This is a genomic window from Pseudomonas sp. 102515, from assembly GCF_031085165.1.
GTDB lineage: Bacteria > Pseudomonadota > Gammaproteobacteria > Pseudomonadales > Pseudomonadaceae > Chryseomonas.
In genome coordinates this window covers 833,615-851,246 of record NZ_JAVHTY010000001.1, presented here as the reverse complement: position 1 = coordinate 851,246, position 17,632 = coordinate 833,615, and the positions used below count along the sequence as shown (strand labels likewise).

Sequence of the window (17,632 nt, the reverse complement as noted above, 5' to 3'; positions counted from 1 at the left end):
GCTTTCACCCCTGCGGAACGAGCTGATTCATGAGTCTGCACTATCCCACCATCGCCGATTGCATCGGTAACACGCCGCTGGTGCGCCTGCAGCGCCTGGCGGGCGACACCCGCAGTACCGTGCTGCTCAAGCTGGAAGGCAACAACCCGGCGGGTTCGGTCAAGGACCGCCCAGCGCTGTCGATGATCCGCCAGGCCGAGGCCCGCGGCGACATCCAGCCCGGGGATACCCTGATCGAGGCCACCTCCGGCAACACCGGCATCGCCCTGGCCATGGCCGCCGCCATCATGGGCTACCGCATGATCCTCATCATGCCGGACAACTCCAGCGCCGAACGCAAGGCGGCCATGACCGCCTATGGCGCCGAGCTGATCCTCGTCAGCCGGGAAGACGGCATGGAAGGCGCGCGGGATCTGGCCACGTGCATGCAGGCCGAAGGCCGCGGCAAGGTGCTCGACCAGTTCGGCAATGGCGACAACCCCATCGCCCACTACCTGGGTACCGGGCCGGAAATCTGGCGCCAGACCCACGGCAGCATCACCCATTTCGTCAGCTCCATGGGCACCACCGGGACCATCATGGGCACCTCGCGCTACCTCAAGGAACAGAATCCCAAGGTGCAGATCGTCGGTCTGCAGCCGGAGGAAGGCGCGGCCATCCCTGGCATCCGCCGCTGGCCGGAGGCCTATCTGCCCAAGATCTACGAGGCCAGCCGCGTGGATCGCATCATCGACATGGGCCAGCAGGAAGCCGAGGACACCATGCGCCGCCTGGCGCGGGAAGAAGGCATCTTCTGCGGTGTGTCGTCCGGTGGTTCGGTGGCGGGCGCCCTGCGCATCGCCCGGGAAGTGGACAATGCGGTGATCGTCGCGATCATCTGTGACCGAGGCGATCGCTACCTGTCGACCGGCGTCTATGACGCGCGCTAAACGAGGTGGCGGGCTGCGCTTCCAACCGGCCGGTGGCGCCCGTGCGACCGGGGTACCGACCGGCAAGCGGCAGCTGCTGGCCATCGAGCGGCTGTCCCATGACGGGCGCGGCATCGCGCGCGAAGGCGGGCGGACCTGGTTCGTCGCTGGCGCCCTGCCGGGCGAGCAGGTCGAGGCGCGCGTGCTCGGCGCCCGCAGTCAGGTGGTCGAGGCCCGTACCCTCAGGGTGCTGGAGGCCAGTCCGTCGCGGCGTACACCGCCCTGCAGCGTGGCCGACCGCTGCGGCGGTTGCACCTTGCAGCACTTGCCCCATGCCGATCAGCTGACCCTCAAGCAGGAAGCCCTGGCCGAGCAGTTCCGCCGTCTGGCCGGGGTGCAGCCGCTGGCCTGGGCCGCACCCATGGTCGGTCCCGAATTCGGCTATCGCCGCCGCGCCCGTATCGCGGTGCGCTGGGACGAGCGCCAGAGCCGCCTGGATGTCGGCTTTCGCGCCGAGGCCAGCCAGGACATCGTCACCCCCGACGACTGCCTGGTGCTGGTGCCGGAACTACAGCCCCTGCTACGGGCGCTGCCCGACCTGCTGAGCGGGCTGGAACGGCCCCAGGCGATCGGTCATGTCGAACTCTTCCAGGGGACGGCGACGGCCTTGCTGGTGCGCCATACCCAGGCGCTGCTGCCGGGTGACCAGGCGCGCCTGCGCGACTTCTGCGCGGCGGCCGGTGTCCAGCTCTGGTGGCAGGGCAAGGGTGAGCCGCAGCCGGATCAGGCCGATGCCAGCCTGGGCTTCCGGCTGGCTTCCTGGGGCCTGACGCTGGCCTATCAGCCGGGCGACTTCGTCCAGGTCAATGCCGCCATCAACGAGGCCATGGTCGCCCAGGCGCTGGCCTGGCTGGCGCCGGCGGCGGATGACCGGGTCCTCGATCTGTTCTCCGGGCTGGGCAACTTCGCCCTGCCGCTGGCGCGGCAGGCAGCGGCCGTCACCGGTATCGAAGGGGTCGCGGCAATGACCTCCCGGGCAATACAAAATGCACGTGACAACGGCATCGGCAACGCGCACTTTCTACAGGTGGACCTGTCGAACCCGCTACCCGCCGATCTGGGCAGCCATTCGCTGGCCCTGCTGGATCCGCCGCGCGACGGTGCGCTGGAAGTGGTCCGGCAGCTCAGGGGCCTGGGTATCGGGCGGCTGGTCTATGTCTCCTGCAATCCGGCCACCCTGGCACGGGATGCCGGAGAGCTGGTCCGACAGGGCTATCGCATGACAAGAGCGGGCATTCTCGACATGTTCCCGCAGACCGCCCATGTGGAAGCCATGGTGCTGTTCGAAGCGGGCAGGATGCCCGGGTAACGACGGCTCGCCAACCGATGCGAGCCAATCCGGCGAGAAGGCTACGCCGTGAGGAAGGGGTAGATGGTACAGGTCAGAGCGCATCAGCCAGTCAACGTCGATGGCAGCATCAACCTCCACGCCTGGCTGGATCATATCCAGAGCGTGGATCCGAATCTCGATCGCGAGGCCTTGCTGGACGCCTGCGGCTTCGCCCGCACGGCGGAAGAGAACTCCGGGCAGGTCGAGCACACCTGGGCGGAGGGGACCTCCAGTTTCCACACCGGCCTGCAGATGGCCGAGATCCTGGCCGACCTCAAGCTGGATCAGGACAGCCTGATCGCCGCCATCGTCTACCGAGCGGTGCGCGAGGGCAAGGCGAGCCTGGAGTCGGCGGCCGAGCATTTCGGGCCGGTGGTGGCCAAGCTGATCGAAGGCGTGCTGCGCATGGCGGCGATCAGCGAGAGCCTCAATCCGCGCAAGTCCATGGTGCTGGGCAGCCAGACCCAGGTCGACAACCTGCGCCGCATGCTGGTGGCCATGGTCGACGACGTACGCGTGGCCCTGATCAAGCTGGCCGAGCGCACCTGCGCCATCCGCGCGGTCAAGAACGCCACCGAGGAGCGCCGCAACCGGGTGGCCCGCGAGGTCGCCGACATCTATGCGCCCCTGGCCCACCGCCTGGGCATCGGCCATATCAAGTGGGAGCTGGAGGACCTGTCCTTCCGCTACCTGGAGCCCCAGCAGTACAAGCAGATCGCGACCCTGCTGCATGAGCGGCGGCTAGATCGCGAGCAGTACATCGCCGACGTCATGCAGCAGCTGCGTGACGAACTCACCGCCACCGGCATCAAGTCCGACCTCAGCGGGCGGGCCAAGCACATCTATTCCATCTGGCGGAAGATGCAGCGCAAGGGGCTGGAATTCAGTCAGATCTACGATGTGCGCGCGGTGCGGGTGCTGGTGCCCGAGGTGCGTGACTGCTATACCGCGCTGGGCATCGTGCATACCCTCTGGCGACACATTCCCCGCGAGTTCGACGACTACATCGCCAATCCCAAGGAGAACGGCTACCGTTCCCTGCACACGGCGGTGATCGGTCCGGAAGGCAAGGTGCTGGAGGTGCAGATCCGCACCCACGCCATGCACGAAGAGGCCGAACTGGGGGTCTGCGCCCACTGGCGCTACAAGGGCACCGACGTCAAATCGGCCTCCAACCACTACGAAGAGAAGATCTCCTGGCTGCGCCAGGTGCTGGAGTGGCACGAGGAGCTCGGTGACATCGGCGGCCTGGCCGATCAGCTGCGGGTCGACATCGAGCCGGACCGGGTCTATGTCTTCACCCCCGACGGCCACGCCATCGACCTGCCCAAGGGGGCGACGCCGCTGGACTTCGCCTATCGGGTGCACACCGAGATCGGCCATAACTGCCGCGGGGCCAAGATCAACGGCCGCATCGTGCCGCTGAACTACCAGCTGCAGACCGGCGAGCAGGTGGAGATCATCACCGGCAAGCAGGGCTCGCCCAGCCGCGACTGGCTCAATCCCAACCTCGGCTACGTCAACACCTCGCGGGCCCGGGCCAAGATCGTCCACTGGTTCAAGTTCCAGGCGCGCGACCAGAACGTGGCCGCCGGCAAGGCCATGGTCGAGCGTGAGCTGTCGCGCCTGGCCCTGCCCCCGGTGGACTTCAACACCCTGGCCGAGAAGGTCAACTACAAGGGCTCCGAGGACATGCTCGCGGCCCTCGGGGCCGGCGATCTGCGCCTGGCCCATGTGATGCACGCCGCCCAGCAGCTGGTGGAGCCGGACAAGGGCCTCGATACCCTCGATCTCCTGCCGCGCAAGCCCACCAACAAGCCAGGCAAGCGTGGCGATGTGCAGATCCAGGGCGTGGGCAACCTGCTCACTCAGATCGCCGGCTGCTGCCAGCCGGTGCCGGGCGATGCCATCGTCGGCTACATCACGCTCGGGCGTGGCGTGACCATCCACCGGCAGGATTGCGCCAATGCTCTGCAGCTGGCCAGTCGCGAGCCGGAACGGACCATCCAGGTGAGCTGGGGCCCGGTGCCGGTGCAGACCTATCCGGTCGACATCGTGATCAAGGCCTTCGACCGTTCCGGTCTGCTGCGCGATGTCTCGCAGATCCTGCTCAACGAGCGGATCAACGTGCTGGCGGTGAATACCCGCTCCAATCGCGAGGAAAACACCGCCAACATGCTGCTGACCATCGAGATCCCCGGCCTGGATGCGCTCGGCCGCCTGCTCGGACGCATCTCCCAGCTGCCCAACATCATCGAAGCCCGGCGCAATCGCGCCGCCTGAGTGGCGTGACGACGAGCCCACGAGGCGCCTCTGGCGCCTCGTTCTTTTTCCAGCGACAGGATTCACCCATGTACCAGCTCGACGACCTGCTGCACCTCATGGCCCGGTTGCGCGATCCCCGGCACGGCTGCCCCTGGGATCTGCGCCAGGACTACGCCAGTATCGTGCCCCACACCCTGGAAGAGGCCTACGAGGTCGCCGACGCCATCGCCCGGCGGGATTTCCCCCAGTTGCGCGACGAGCTGGGCGATCTGCTGTTCCAGGTCGTCTACTACAGCCAGCTGGGTCGCGAGGATGGCCATTTCGACTTCGCCCAGGTGGTGGATGGCATCACCCGCAAGCTGGTGCGGCGCCATCCCCATGTCTTTCCCGACGGCGACCTGCATGGCCCCCTCGACCTGCCGCGACTGGACGAGGCGACCATCAAGCGCCGCTGGGAAGAGATCAAGGCCGAGGAGCGCGCGGAAAAGGCTGCGGCGCCGGAGCAGCTGTCGCTGCTGGATGACGTGCCGGCCGCGCTGCCGGCCCTGAGTCGTGCGGCCAAGCTGCAAAAGCGCGCGGCCAATGTCGGTTTCGACTGGGCCGACGCCACGCCGGTGGTGGCCAAGATCCAGGAGGAACTGGACGAGGTGCGCGAGGCCATGGCCAACGGCCAGGCGGCCCAGGTGGCGGAAGAGGTCGGTGATCTGTTGTTCGTGATGGTCAATCTGGCGCGCCACCTGCACGTCGATGCGGAAGATGCCCTGCGCCAGGCCAATGCCAAGTTCGAGCGGCGCTTTCGCTATATCGAAGAAGGCCTGAAAGCCCAGGGTAGAGCGCCCCAGGAGGCCAGCCTGGAAGAGATGGATGCGCTGTGGGACGCTGCCAAGGTGGCCGAGAAGGGCGCCGTCGGGCATTCGCTGCAGGGTCGCTGAAATCGCACGTAGGTTGGTGCTGAGCGTAGCGAAGCCCAACGCTGCCAGGGTCAGGACGGGGTTCGCTGTGCCGCTGAAGCTCGGCTGTTGGGCTTCGCTGCGCTCAACCACAACCTACGGCATGCCTTACCACCCCGGCGACAGCTCCGTAGCGTGGAAAGCCGCGCAACGTTTTCCACTGGCCCGCTCTTGGGGGAGATGAGGCTGCGCCGGTATCCACCCTAGGGCATCCGCTCCCACCCCGAGGATAGATCCGGCTGGTCGGCCAGGTGCGCCGGGCATTTGCCCTTGAGGTGCCAGGCAAAGGCGATGATCTCGGCCAGGGTGCGATAGAGCGCCTCGGGGATTTCCGCGCCCAGTTCCAGGCGCGCCAGGATGCGCACCAGGTCGGCGTTCTCGTAGATGGGTACCTCGTGCTCCCGGGCCGTGGCCAGGATGAGTTCGGCCAGTTCGGCATCGCCCTTGGCGGAGAGGATGGGGGCGCTGCTGCCGTCATAGGACAGCGCGATAGCCTGGCGGGCGGCGGATGTGCTCATGCGGTGTCGTCGATCCAGCGTTGTTCGAGGGTGGTACGTGGATGGCGTGCGGGACGGCCCTGGCGGCTGCTGAGGTCGCCGACCACGAAGCCGGCTGCCAGCAGGCGCTCGCGCAGATGGGGCAGTTCGGTATCGATCAGCGTCGCGGTGGCGCCTTTTTCCGCCCAGAATTCGCTCGACAGCCGGCCGCTGGCCAGTTGCGCCCGCACCTGCAGCGGCCCGAGCGGCGCCAGGTCGAAGGCCAGTTCCACCTTCCACAGGCTGTCGCGGGCTTCACCGCGGGTATCCGGCGGCGGTCGTTCTTCCTGGAAGCGCACCTGCACCGCACCAAGGCGCTCGCCATCGCGCCAGGGAATCTCGGTCTGCCAGGTGGAGAGGTAGTAGCCGTCCGGCAAGACCTGGGTCTGGGCCAGGCTGGCGAGCTGGTGGGTCTGCAGGCGGGCGATGACGCCCGTCGCCAGCTGCAGCAATTCGTCGAGTTCGGCGTTGGTGGCACTGCGGCCACGACCATCGCGTTCGCCCAGGGGGAAATCCAGAGCGGTGGGCTGGCGACTGGCGGTGGCGGCGTCACCCAGGGCCCGGCGCAGGGCATCGGGCAGATTCTGCTGGGCGGTCTGGATCGCGACCTGGGGATTGCGCAGGGCATCGCCCGGCACGCTGGCCAGCAGACGATCCACCAGGCGCAGCAGGTTGGCCTTGAAGTCTTCCTGGAGATCGCGACCGCCGCGATCCAGCAACTGTTGCTCCAGTTGCAGGCCACTGCGCGCCAAGGCGCGGGCCCAGCCCTGGGGCGTGCCCAGCGCCTCGGTGGTTTCCAGATTGGCCAGCAGGGACTTGAGCGCCGCGCCCACCGACGGCGGCAGCTCTGCCTCGGGGACGTCCTCCAGCCATTGCAGCAGGGCATTCATCGACAGCTGGCGCTGCCCCTGGCCCTGCAGCTGGCGGTCGATGTCGAGCTGGTCGAGGCGCTGCGCCATGGGCAGCACCGTGACCTCCTGGCTGTCCTTGATCACCACGGTCAGCAGACTGCCCACCGGGACCGGGCGGGGCGATTCCAGCTTGAGCTGGCGACCTTCGAGACTGGAACTCAGGGCCTTGGCGATCACCCCGTAGGTGGGCGTCGCGCCGGGCGGCTGTTGCAGCAGGCTGCTCAGCACCCGCAACTGCAGGGTGGTGCCCACCGGCAACTGGCGCAGATCCAGTTGCTGCAGCGGCGGCGGTGGTGCGTCGCCCTCCAGGCTCTGCAACAGCACCGCCAGCTGGGTGGAGCCGAGGGTGCTCACCAGCAGCTGGCTGCCCACCGGCAGGTTGTTGGTCGGACTCTGGGTGGTGAGCAGGACGCTGCCGCCCTCGGCCAGCTGCAGTTGCAGCAGGAACTGGAAGCTCTGGCCGGCCGGACGGGTGGCGAGTACCTCGGCGGTGGCCGTGCTGCCGGGCGGAATCAGGTCATCGAGGGATTGCAGGGCCTGCAGGATCTGCGCACCCGCGTCCGACGCCTGCGCCGCCGCGGCCCGGACGGGCAGGGCGGGCGTGACGCCGACGCTGGGTTGGATCGCGGAGATGGAAGTCATCGGGCAGGTCCGGTGGAATCGCCTGTGTATAATGGCGCGCCTTCGAGGGCGTGTGCCGGGTTAACGGCCAGCGCCCGACCGACTTTAGTGCCGTGAGATCCCCTGTCTTGAATCAGCCCCTGCTCGACGCCGTCGCGCTCCGTTGCGAACGGGGCGGTCGCCTGCTGTTCGATGACCTGAGTCTGAGCGTGGCGGCGGGCGACTCGCTGCGGATCGGTGGGGTCAACGGCAGTGGCAAGACCAGCCTGCTGCGCATCCTGGCGGGACTGCTGCCGGCGGATGCGGGTAAGGTGCGCCGGCCCGCCGCGGCCGAATTGCTCTGGCTGGGGCATGCGCCCGGGATCGCCGAGGGGCTGACCGCGGCGGAAAATCTCCACAGTCTGGCCAACCTGTGGCGCCCGACCACGAGTGAGGCCTGCCGGGCCGCCCTGGCGGTGGTGGGGCTGGCCGACTGGGCGGACGAGCCCTGTGGGCAGCTGTCGGCCGGCCAGCGTCGCCGCGTTGCCCTGGCTCGGCTCCAGTTGCCCGAACCGCCGCGGCTCTGGCTGCTGGACGAACCCTTCACCGCCCTCGACGCCAGCACCTGCACGCAGCTGGAAGCGCGTCTGCGCACCCATTGCGCGGCAGGCGGCGCCCTGGTGCTGACCAGTCACCGCGAACTGGAGGTCGTCCCCGAAGGGCATCGGCTGCTCTGGCTGGACGGTGGCCGATGAGCGGCGCCTGGCTGGCCATCCTCAGGCGCGAAGGGCGTCTGGCCTGTCGCCGTCCGGCGCTGTGGCTCACGCCCCTGGCCTTCCATGCCCTGGTGGTGACCCTCTTTCCCCTGGCCCTGGGTCCCGATAGCCGGCAGCTGGCCGCCCTGGCGCCAGGCCTCCTGTGGATAGCGCTGCTGCTGGCCTTGCTGCTTGGCCAGGAAGCCCTGTTTCGCCGCGACTGGCAGGATGGCTCCCTGGAGCTCTGGCTGCTGGCGCCCCAGCCCTTGCCGCTGCTGGTGCTGCTCAAGCTGCTGGTGCACTGGTGCTTCGCCGGCCTCGGCCTGGTGGCGCTGACGCCGCTGCTGGCGCTGATGCTGGGGTTGCCCGCCGCGGCCCTGCCGGCGACCCTGGCGGCCCTGACCCTGGGCAGTCTGACCCTGACCCTGATCGGCGCCATCGGCGCGGCGCTGACCGTGGGGCTGGCCCGTGGCGGGCTGTTGCTGGCGCTGCTCAACCTGCCGCTGCAGATCCCGGTGCTGATCCTGGGCGCCAGTGCCCTGGACGCGGCGCGTCTTGGCCTGCCGGTGACGGGGCTGCTGCTCTGGCTGGGTTGCCTGACCCTGCTGGCCCTGACCCTGGCGCCCCTGGCGGTCGCCGCCGGCCTGCGCATCGGCGCGGCCCAATGACGAGGACGACATGAACTGGACCTGGCTGCATCGCCTGGGCTCTCCCGCCATCTTCTATCGCCTGGCCGGCCGCCTGCAGGGGCCCTGCCTGGCGCTGGCCGGGGTGCTGCTGGCCGTCGGTTTGGTGTGGGGGTTGTTCCTGGCCCCGCCGGACTACCAGCAGGGCGACAGCTTTCGCATCATCTATGTGCATGTACCGGCCGCCTTGCTGGCGCAGTCCTGCTATCTGCTGCTGGCGGTCGCCGGGGCCATCGGCCTGGTCTGGCGCCTCAAGCTGGCCGACGTGGCCCTGCGCGCGGCCGCGCCGATCGGCGCCTGGATGACGGTGATCGCCCTGGCCACGGGGTCGCTGTGGGGCATTCCCACCTGGGGCACCTGGTGGATCTGGGATGCCCGGCTCACCTCGATGCTGGTGCTGCTGTTTCTCTATCTGGGCGTGATCGCCCTGGGGCAGGCCATCGAGCATCGCGAGAGCGCCGCCCGCGCCTGTGCCATCCTGGCCCTGGTGGGCTCGGTCAATCTGCCGATCATCAAGTATTCGGTGGAGTGGTGGAGCACCCTGCACCAGCCGACCACCTTCAGCCTGGTGGAACGTCCACCGATGCCCGCCGCCATGTGGCTGCCGCTGCTGGTGATGGTGCTGGCGTTCTATCTGTTCTTCGCCGGCGTGCTGCTGCAGCGGATGCGGGTGGAGGTGCTCAGGCGCGAGTGGCGCAGTCGCTGGGTGCGCCTGGAGCTGGGGGAGGAGGGCACGTGAGCGGGCTGGAGTGGGCGCAGGTCCTCGGTATGGGCCGCCATGGCCTCTATGTCTGGCCGGCCTTCGGCCTGACCTTGACCATCCTCGGCGGCCTGCTGCTGCAGGGCTGGCGGGCGCGGCGGCGCCTGGAGCGGGCGTTGCGCCAGCGCTGGCGCCGGGAGCGGCGGCCATGAATCCGGTCCGCCGTCGACGGCTGCTGTGGGTCCTGCTGCTGTTGCTGGGCGTAGGGGGCGCGGCGGCGCTGGCCCTCAGCGCCCTGCGGCAGAACATCAACCTCTTCTATACCCCGAGCCAGATCGCCCGGGGCGAGGCGCCGCCCGCCACCCGCATCCGCGCCGGCGGCATGGTGGAGAAGGGCAGCCTGGTGCGCGCCGCGGATTCCCTGGTGGTGAGCTTCGTCATCACCGACTTCCAGCGCGAGGTGCGGGTGAACTATGCCGGCATCCTGCCGGATCTGTTCCGCGAGGGGCAGGGGGTCGTGGCCCTGGGCCGACTCGACGACCAGGGGCGTCTGGTCGCCGATCAGATCCTCGCCAAGCACGACGAGAAATACATGCCGCCTGAGGTGAGCCAGGCGTTGCGTCAGGCCGGACGGCCGCTGGACGGCGCGAGGCCGACGCCATGATCCCGGAACTCGGGCAACTCTGCCTGCTGCTGGCGCTGGCCATGGCCCTGGTGCAGGGCACCCTGCCACTGCTGGGCGCCTGGCGCGGCCAGGCCGACTGGATGCGCCTGGCGCGCCCGGCCGCCTTCGGCCAGTGGCTGTTCCTGGCGCTGGCCTTCGCCGCCCTGACTTGGGCCTTTCTCCAGGACGATTTCTCGGTGGCCTATGTGGCGGCCAACTCCAACAGTCGCCTGCCCTGGTACTACAAGGTCAGCGCCACCTGGGGCGCCCACGAGGGCTCCCTGCTGCTGTGGGCGCTGATCCTGGCAGGCTGGAGCCTGGCGGTGGCATGCTGTTCGCGGTCATTGCCCCAGGCCCTGCTGGCGCGGGTGCTAGGCATCCTCGGGCTGGTGGCCACGGGGTTCCTGACCTTCCTGGTCGCCACCTCCAATCCCTTCGCGCGCCTGCTGCCGCAATTTCCGCGGGAGGGCAACGACCTCAATCCGCTGCTGCAGGACCCGGGGCTCATCCTGCATCCGCCCATGCTCTACATGGGCTACGTCGGTTTCTCGGTGGCCTTCGCCTTCGCCCTGGCGGCGCTGCTCGAAGGGCGACTGGACGCGGCCTGGGCGCGCTGGGCACGACCCTGGACCCTGCTCGCCTGGGCCTTTCTCGGCTGCGGCATCGTGCTGGGGTCCTGGTGGGCCTACTACGAACTGGGCTGGGGCGGCTGGTGGTTCTGGGATCCGGTGGAAAACGCCTCCTTCATGCCCTGGCTGGTGGGCACGGCGCTCCTGCATTCCCTGGCGGTGACCGAGAAGCGCGGCCTGTTCAAGGGCTGGACGGTGCTGCTGGCCATCGCCGCCTTTTCCTTCAGCCTGCTGGGGACCTTTCTGGTGCGCTCGGGGGTGCTGACCTCGGTCCATGCCTTCGCCAGCGATCCCACCCGCGGCGTCTTCATCCTGGCCTTCCTGCTGCTGGTGGTCGGTGGTTCCCTGGCGCTGTTCGCCTGGCGCGCGCCGGCGCTCGGCGGCTCGGCCTCCTTCGGCCTGGCCTCGCGCGAGGCGCTGCTGCTGGTCAACAACCTGATCCTGGTGACCGCCGCCGCCACGGTCCTGCTCGGCACCCTCTATCCCTTGATCATCGACAGCCTGACCGGCGCCAAGCTGTCGGTGGGGCCGCCGTATTTCGACCTGCTGTTCGTGCCGCTGATGGCGCTGCTGATGCTGGCGCTGGGCGTCGGCGTGCTGGTGCGCTGGAAAAGCAGTCCGGGTCGCTGGCTGGCGCGCCTGCTGGCGCCCATCCTGCTGGGCTGCGCGGTGTTGGCCGGGCTGGTCGGCTGGTGGCTGGACCAGCCCAGGGCGGCGATCCTGGCGGTACTGGCGCTGGCGGCCTGGATCCTGCTGACCGCGCTGCGCGATGTGCTGGGCAAGGTGTCGGCGCTGGGTTGGCGCCGCGGCCTGCGCGGTCAGCCACGCAGCTACTGGGGCATGCACCTGGCCCACCTGGGCCTCGCGGTGCTGGCCCTGGGCGTGGTGCTGGCCAGTCAGCTGGATGTGCAACGCGACCTGCGCCTGGCGCCGGGCGAGCACGTCGAACTCCAGGGCTATCGCTTCGGCTTCGCCGGAACCCAGCACTACGAGGGGCCCAACTTCACCGCCGAGCGTGCCCTGCTGCAGGTCGAGCGCGAGGGGCGGGTGGTCGCCCTGCTGACCCCGGAGAAACGCCGCTATCTGGCCAGCGGCGCAGTGATGACCGAAGCGGCCATCGACGCCGGCCTGACCGGCGATCTCTATGTCGCCCTCGGCGAGCCGCTGGGGCAGGGCGCCTGGGCCGTGCGCCTGCAGATCAAACCCTTCGTCCGGCTGATCTGGCTCGGCGGGCTGCTCACCGCCCTGGGTGGCCTGCTGGCCCTGGCCGATCCGCGCTATCGCCGCCGGCGCTCGTCTTCCCCTGCCTCTGCCGCGGAGTCCGCCTGATGCGCCGTCGCCTGTTGCTCTGCCTGCCACTGCTGGCCTTCTTGGTGCTGGCCGGCTTTCTCTTTCGCGGGCTCTATCGCGATCCCCAGGCCCTGCCGTCAGCGCTGGTCGGCCAGCCCTTTCCGGCCTTTTCGCTGCCGGGCGTACAGGACGAGCGACTGTTCACCCGGGAGGACCTGCTCGGCCGCCCGGCGCTGGTCAATGTCTGGGGCACCTGGTGCGTGGCCTGCAGGGAAGAGCACCCGGTGCTCACTCGACTCAAGGCCGAGGGCGTGGTGATCCACGGCATCAACTACAAGGACGACCAGGCCAGCGCCCGCCGCTGGCTGGCGGAATTCCACGACCCCTACCAGCTCGATATCCGGGACGACGAAGGCCGGCTGGGGCTGGACCTGGGCGTCTATGGCGCGCCGGAGACCTTCCTCATCGATGCCCGGGGCATGGTGCGCTATCGCCACGTCGGGGTGATCGATCAGCGCGTCTGGGATGCAGACCTCGGGCCGCGCTACCGCGCCCTGGTGGCGACGCCATGAAAGCCGGCTGGCTGCTGCTGTTGCTGGTCTGGTCGACCCTGAGCCAGGCGGCCATCGACCCCTATGGCTTTCGCGACGACGCCGAACGCGCGCGCTTCCAGGCGCTGACCCGCGAACTGCGCTGTCCCAAATGCCAGAACCAGGACCTGGCCGATTCCAATGCGCCCATCGCCGGCGATCTGCGCCGCGAGATCCAGCGCCTGATGGCGGCCGGCCGGAGCGATGACGAGATCATCGCCCACCTGGAGCAGCGCTACGGCGAATTCATTCGCTATCGGCCGCCCTTCGAGGGCCGCACCCTGCTGCTGTGGCTGCTGCCGGCCCTGGGTCTGCTGGGCGGGACCGGGCTATTGCTGGTCCTGACGCGCCGGCGGCGCCCGGAGCAGACGCTGAGTGACGCCGAACGCCAGCGACTGGCCGCGCTGCAGGCGGAGGAGGAGGAGCCAAGATGCTGACCTTCTGGGGGCTGGCGGGACTGCTGCTGATCCTGGCGATGTTGATCCTGCTGGTGCCGCTCCTGCGCGGCGGACGTGTCATGGCGGACCGGCGGGCGATGCTCAATCGCACCCTTTATCAGGAGCGCCTGGCCGAGGCCCGGGCGCGGGCCGCACGGGGCGAGCTGGACGAACAGGCGCTGGCGCTGGCCGAAGCCGAGGCGGGCCGCAGCCTGCTCGCCGACAGTCCTGCCGAGAGTTCTTCGCCGCTGCGTCACGGCCGGCGCCTGGGCGTCGCGGTCGCCCTGGCCGGTCCGGCCCTGGCCCTGGGGCTCTATCTGCTGCTCGGCGCCTGGCCGGCGCTGCAACTGAGCCAACGCCTCGCCGCGGCGCCGGTTTCGCCCCAGGCGCTGCTGGCCGATCTGCAAGCGGCGACGCGACTGCAACCCCAGGCGACCGACAACTGGTATCTGCTGGCGCGCGCCTATGCCGGCCTGGGTCGTTACCAGGATGCCGTGGCCGCCTTCGAGCAGGTCATCCAGCGCGATGGCCGGCGTGCGGAAGTCCTCGGGCAACTGGCCCAGGCCCGGTTCTTCGCCGCAGGGCGCCAGCTGGATGCCCGCACCCAGGCCCTGGCCGACGAAGCCCTGGCCGCCAATCCTGGCGAGCCCACCACCCTGGGTCTGCTGGGCATGGCTGCCTACGAACGGGGGGGCTACGCCGAGGCGGCAGACTACTGGCAGCGGCTGGTCGCCGTGCTGCCAACGGGCGATCCCCTGCGCGGCACCCTTGCGCAGGGGGTCGCCCGAGCGGAGACGGCGGCGCGGGCGGCCGGTCAGACACTGGCGGTGCCGGGGCTCGAAGTGGAGGTCCGCCTGGCGCCCGCGGTGGCGCAGCGGGTGCGGCCCGAGGACAGTGTCTTCGTGCTGGCGCTGGCGGTGGACCAGCCCGGCCCACCGCTGGCGGTACGGCGGCTGCGGGTCGCCGATCTGCCCCGCCGGGTACGGCTGGACGACCGCGACGCCATGCTGCCCCAGCGCAAGCTGTCTGACCACCGGCGGGTACGACCCGTGGTGGTGATCGCCCGGGGCGGCGATCCGCTCAGGGGCGACTGGCGGCATGAGGGACAGCCACTGGAACTCCCTTCTACTGCGTTCAGCCCATTGCGCGTGGAAGTCGATGATGCCGTTGCGCCATGATCGGCCAGGATTCCAACAAGCAGGGCAGGGAAGGCATGTACACCTATGAAGACGCCATCGCGGCGACCCGCGAACTCTGTCGCCAGATCGAGCACGCGCCTGCCCGGCGGCGGGCGGTGCGCGAAGACTTCTATCAGCGTTTTGGCGATACCGACGACGACGGCCTGAGCTATGGCGATTCGGAGCTGGCCTTTCTCGACTGGGAAATCCAGGCCGGTGTCCTGGATCCCGTGACCGGCAGCGCCTGGTGGCGCAACGTCAATCTGCACTTCATCTATCTGTCCGAGCTGGCCGGTTGCCTGGCGCATCACGGCTTGGCCGGTGACCAGGCGCCCTATCCGACGCGCTGCTGGCTGACCTTCATCGCCGATCCCACGCCGCGTCACTGGTACCGGGCGCACAATGCCTCCATCCTTGCCGGCTTCGCCCTGTATCAGCAGGACGCGCGCGCGGAAAACGCGGTGGGCCAGCTGTTCCTCAACATCACCCTCTACCGACTGATGTTCGCCCAGGCGCTGGTGGAAGAGGCGACGCTGTTCGCCGAGCTGGGGGCCTTGCTGGCCGATCCGCGCGGCTTCTCGGTCAAGTTGCTGGTCAGCCTGGCCGACTTCTATCCCCCGCACTATCCCCTCACCGAGGCGGATCGCGAGGTGATCGAGGGGCACGGGCTGGGCATCGAGGAGCTGGGCGTGCGCCTCATGGACGGCTGGATTCGCCTGGAATTGCACCGCCTCTACAGCGAGGCCGCCGTCTGGAACCAGGCGCCCGAGTTGCTGGCTTACCTGGACGGCGCCGAGCCGTGCTATCCCCCTGCCGTGGAGCGCTGCGCCGAGCGCGCAGCGCTCCAGGCAGTGGCGCTACTGGAAGGCGTCCTCGCCGGGCAGGATCTCTCGGTGGCCGAGCACGGCGCGAGCGGTCTGCAGGCCGGATAGGGTAGCCGACTCCACGCAGCCCATGTTGAAGCCGTTGTCGATCCAGTCGCCGGTCAGATAGAGGTTGCGGCAGACGGTGCCGTCGGTGGGCAGCCGATAGCGGCTGCTGCCGGCCACGCTCTGCACATAGCGCTCGCTGGGGTCGACGTTGGCGCGCCAATACTGATGGTCGAAGCGCGCCGGGCCCTGGACGTCGGCGGGCGCCAGCAGGAAGTCCCAGCGATAGCCCGCGGGCGTCACCGCTTGCGGCCAGTAGGCGCCCAGTTTGGCGTTCATGAGGTCGAGGAAGGCCTGCTTCACCTTGGTGGCTTCCTGCTGCGGATAGCCATCCTTTTTGCCGATGGGTGGGGCGGCCTCGGCGGCGAGGACCCCGCAGAAATAGCTGATGTCCGCCGGCGGCGTGCCGCTCGACCAGTCTTCGCGGTCCACCAGGTAGCTGACATCGGCCCAGGAGTCCATCGCCTGGGCGGCGAAGCCCAGCAGCTCGGGGGCCTGCCCACCCTGGGGCGAGCCACTCCAGCCCAGTTGCCAGGCGTCGCGATTCTGCCAGAGTTGTACCGCCTGGGTGGCGACGGTGGCCACCTGCCGGGTCATGCGGTCGAACGCCGGGTCCAGGGCGCACAGGCTGGGGGCGAGGTCGGCCAGGCCGGCCACGGAGATCCCCAGCACCACCTCGTCGAAGTCGCGATCGACCTGCAGCTCCAGTTGCTCGACGCCCTGCCAGCCGCTCCAGTTGGATTCCAGATTGATCTGGTTCTCCTGCAGCTCCCGGGCGATCTGGTCGTCGAGCTGGTCGTACAGTGGCGCCGAAGGCCAGCAGGGCAGGCCCTTGACGTCCACCAGTGGCCGGTAGGCGGCATCCTTGAGCCTGACCTGGCGCTGGATCTGCAGGCGCGTCACCCGGGGACCCTGACCGTCGTCAGCGGCTTCGATAGCGGTGACCTGGTGGAAGAAGCGGAAGTCCACCCCGCGGCGGGCGAGCACTTCGTAGTAGGGCGCGAAGACCACGTCGCCCATGCCGGCCTGCATGCGCCAGATGAAGGAACCCTTGGCCGTGGTCAGGGCCAGCAGGGCGGCGCGCAGCACGGTGCCGGCCTCGACGTCGGGCTCGGCGAGGTCGCCGTCGCGATAGGCGAAGATGCCGCCATGCAGGGACTTGAGCACCGCGCCGTCCAGGGTCGCGGCACTGGCGCCATGGCGGCCCAGCCAGGCCTGGAAGGTTTCCCCGTTGAGCGCCACGAAGCCCTTGGCATAGACCTCGTCGGCGAGCATGCCGATGAGCACGGTGAGGCCGAAATCCATCAGCAGCCACAGCCGGTGGGCCTTGACGTGGGTCTGGCTGCGGTCGTGCAGGATTTCGCCGAGCAAGCCGCGGGCCCTGCGCAGCAAAGCCAGCAGCACGGGATGGTCGACGCCCTCGGGCAGCGCCGTGCGGGCCTGCTGCAGCTGGCGCTCCACCTCATTGAGGGTCAGCTCCTGCAATTCTTCCCGGCAGTGCGCGCGCAGCCGGGCGAACAGGCCGCTCGGCGCGGTGGCGGTCGGGGTATCGTCCACCTCGCCCAGCCGCAGCAACCACTCCAGCAGATCGCCGAGGGCGGCCATGAAGGGCTTGGGATTCCAGCCCTCGCCGGGCTTGCCGGGCAGGGCCAGGGTATCGATGGGCCAGGTGGTCCACTGCCCCTGGAAGGCGTCGGCGAAGGCGGTATGGGAATGCGGGAAGAAAGCCTCGTCGAGGGTCGCCAGCGGTGCGCCGGCAGGCCGGTCCAGTTCCTCGTAGCACTGCCTCAGGCTATGGAAGGCGTTGTAGTAGAAGCCGAACCAGACATGGATGCCGTGTTCTTCGATGCGCTGGTGGTCGGCGGCATTGCGTCCGCTGGCACCCTTGCCGCCGAGACGCCAGCCCTGCTGGTACAGCGTGATCTGATAACGGTCCTGCCAGTTAGGCTCACTAGTAAGACGAAAGGCGGTGGTGACGGCGGACACGCCACCGCCCAAGATGGCGATCTTGCGGATGGAAGGTACAGCGTCCATGCATATTGCTCCGAAGTGTGCAAATTGTTGCACCAGTGGACGAATGCCACGTGATGGCTAGGGTAATATCACTATATCGAAAAGTTCCCTTGAGACTTTAGCAAGGCAACGGGAATAGTTGAGGCGCTGGTCCGGCATCCCCGGTCGGCCGAGGATCGAGGCGAACGCGGTGTTGAGTAT

At 68.9% G+C, this 17,632-nt stretch carries 17 protein-coding genes; 14 read left to right on the top strand and 3 right to left on the bottom strand.

Translation table 11 applies throughout. The annotated features are described in order from the left end of the window. Positions 1-29 precede the first annotated feature (29 nt). The 4 genes from cysM to mazG all read left to right on the top strand — a co-directional run bounded on the left by cysM (position 30) and on the right by mazG (position 5,495). Positions 30-929, top strand: coding sequence for a cysteine synthase CysM (gene cysM / locus RCF34_RS03825; RefSeq protein WP_308706982.1), 900 nt, complete (start codon positions 30-32; stop codon positions 927-929). Further along, positions 916-2,277: a 23S rRNA (uracil(1939)-C(5))-methyltransferase RlmD gene (rlmD, locus tag RCF34_RS03820; protein ID WP_308706981.1), complete on the top strand. Its 1,362-nt coding sequence runs from the start codon at positions 916-918 to the stop codon at positions 2,275-2,277. Before cysM ends, rlmD begins: the two co-directional genes overlap by 14 nt. Before the next feature lie 63 nt (positions 2,278-2,340). Then, the gene (gene relA, locus RCF34_RS03815) at positions 2,341-4,581 is read left to right on the top strand and encodes a GTP diphosphokinase (protein WP_308706980.1); all 2,241 of its coding nucleotides are present in this window, start codon (positions 2,341-2,343) and stop codon (positions 4,579-4,581) included. Positions 4,582-4,649: 68 nt separating this feature from the next. After that, complete coding sequence (gene mazG, locus RCF34_RS03810; protein WP_308706979.1) at positions 4,650-5,495, top strand: nucleoside triphosphate pyrophosphohydrolase; 846 nt, start codon at positions 4,650-4,652, stop codon at positions 5,493-5,495. A gap of 221 nt (positions 5,496-5,716) precedes the next feature. Here mazG and RCF34_RS03805 read toward each other — a convergent pair whose 3' ends face one another. Both RCF34_RS03805 and RCF34_RS03800 read right to left on the bottom strand, forming a co-directional pair. Next, complete coding sequence (locus RCF34_RS03805; protein WP_308706978.1) at positions 5,717-6,031, bottom strand: EscU/YscU/HrcU family type III secretion system export apparatus switch protein; 315 nt, start codon at positions 6,029-6,031, stop codon at positions 5,717-5,719. Beyond that, positions 6,028-7,602 (bottom strand): flagellar hook-length control protein FliK, encoded by a 1,575-nt coding sequence (locus RCF34_RS03800; protein ID WP_308706977.1) that lies wholly within the window; start codon positions 7,600-7,602, stop codon positions 6,028-6,030. The genes RCF34_RS03805 and RCF34_RS03800 overlap by 4 nt, the downstream gene beginning before the upstream one ends. Before the next feature lie 107 nt (positions 7,603-7,709). On the opposite strand from RCF34_RS03800, the gene ccmA reads away from it, so the two are divergent. From ccmA to RCF34_RS03750, 10 genes are read left to right on the top strand one after another with little or no spacing between them, the layout of a single operon-like run. Next, positions 7,710-8,315: a cytochrome c biogenesis heme-transporting ATPase CcmA gene (gene ccmA, locus RCF34_RS03795; RefSeq protein ID WP_308706976.1), complete on the top strand. Its 606-nt coding sequence runs from the start codon at positions 7,710-7,712 to the stop codon at positions 8,313-8,315. Further along, positions 8,312-8,983: a heme exporter protein CcmB gene (gene ccmB, locus RCF34_RS03790; RefSeq protein ID WP_308706975.1), complete on the top strand. Its 672-nt coding sequence runs from the start codon at positions 8,312-8,314 to the stop codon at positions 8,981-8,983. The genes ccmA and ccmB overlap by 4 nt, the downstream gene beginning before the upstream one ends. 10 nt (positions 8,984-8,993) lie before the next feature. Then, complete coding sequence (locus RCF34_RS03785) at positions 8,994-9,740, top strand: heme ABC transporter permease (protein WP_308706974.1); 747 nt, start codon at positions 8,994-8,996, stop codon at positions 9,738-9,740. Further along, the gene (ccmD, locus tag RCF34_RS03780; RefSeq protein ID WP_308706973.1) at positions 9,737-9,913 is read left to right on the top strand and encodes a heme exporter protein CcmD; all 177 of its coding nucleotides are present in this window, start codon (positions 9,737-9,739) and stop codon (positions 9,911-9,913) included. Before RCF34_RS03785 ends, ccmD begins: the two co-directional genes overlap by 4 nt. Then, entirely contained in the window at positions 9,910-10,365 is a 456-nt protein-coding gene (gene ccmE, locus RCF34_RS03775; protein WP_308706972.1) for a cytochrome c maturation protein CcmE, read from the top strand. Before ccmD ends, ccmE begins: the two co-directional genes overlap by 4 nt. Then, complete coding sequence (locus RCF34_RS03770) at positions 10,362-12,323, top strand: heme lyase CcmF/NrfE family subunit (protein WP_308706971.1); 1,962 nt, start codon at positions 10,362-10,364, stop codon at positions 12,321-12,323. Before ccmE ends, RCF34_RS03770 begins: the two co-directional genes overlap by 4 nt. Next, positions 12,323-12,856 (top strand): DsbE family thiol:disulfide interchange protein, encoded by a 534-nt coding sequence (locus tag RCF34_RS03765; protein ID WP_308706970.1) that lies wholly within the window; start codon positions 12,323-12,325, stop codon positions 12,854-12,856. The genes RCF34_RS03770 and RCF34_RS03765 overlap by 1 nt, the downstream gene beginning before the upstream one ends. Beyond that, entirely contained in the window at positions 12,853-13,311 is a 459-nt protein-coding gene (locus tag RCF34_RS03760) for a cytochrome c-type biogenesis protein CcmH (RefSeq protein WP_308706969.1), read from the top strand. Before RCF34_RS03765 ends, RCF34_RS03760 begins: the two co-directional genes overlap by 4 nt. Continuing rightward, on the top strand, positions 13,305-14,489 hold the full coding sequence (gene ccmI, locus RCF34_RS03755) for a c-type cytochrome biogenesis protein CcmI (protein WP_308706968.1): 1,185 nt from the start codon (positions 13,305-13,307) through the stop codon (positions 14,487-14,489). Before RCF34_RS03760 ends, ccmI begins: the two co-directional genes overlap by 7 nt. Next, positions 14,486-15,421: a hypothetical protein gene (locus RCF34_RS03750; protein ID WP_308706967.1), complete on the top strand. Its 936-nt coding sequence runs from the start codon at positions 14,486-14,488 to the stop codon at positions 15,419-15,421. The genes ccmI and RCF34_RS03750 overlap by 4 nt, the downstream gene beginning before the upstream one ends. Here RCF34_RS03750 and RCF34_RS03745 read toward each other — a convergent pair. Further along, positions 15,347-17,452: an NAD(P)-binding protein gene (locus RCF34_RS03745; RefSeq protein ID WP_308706966.1), complete on the bottom strand. Its 2,106-nt coding sequence runs from the start codon at positions 17,450-17,452 to the stop codon at positions 15,347-15,349. The two genes, RCF34_RS03750 and RCF34_RS03745, sit on opposite strands and share 75 nt — an antisense overlap. Between the last annotated feature and the right edge of the window lie 180 nt (positions 17,453-17,632).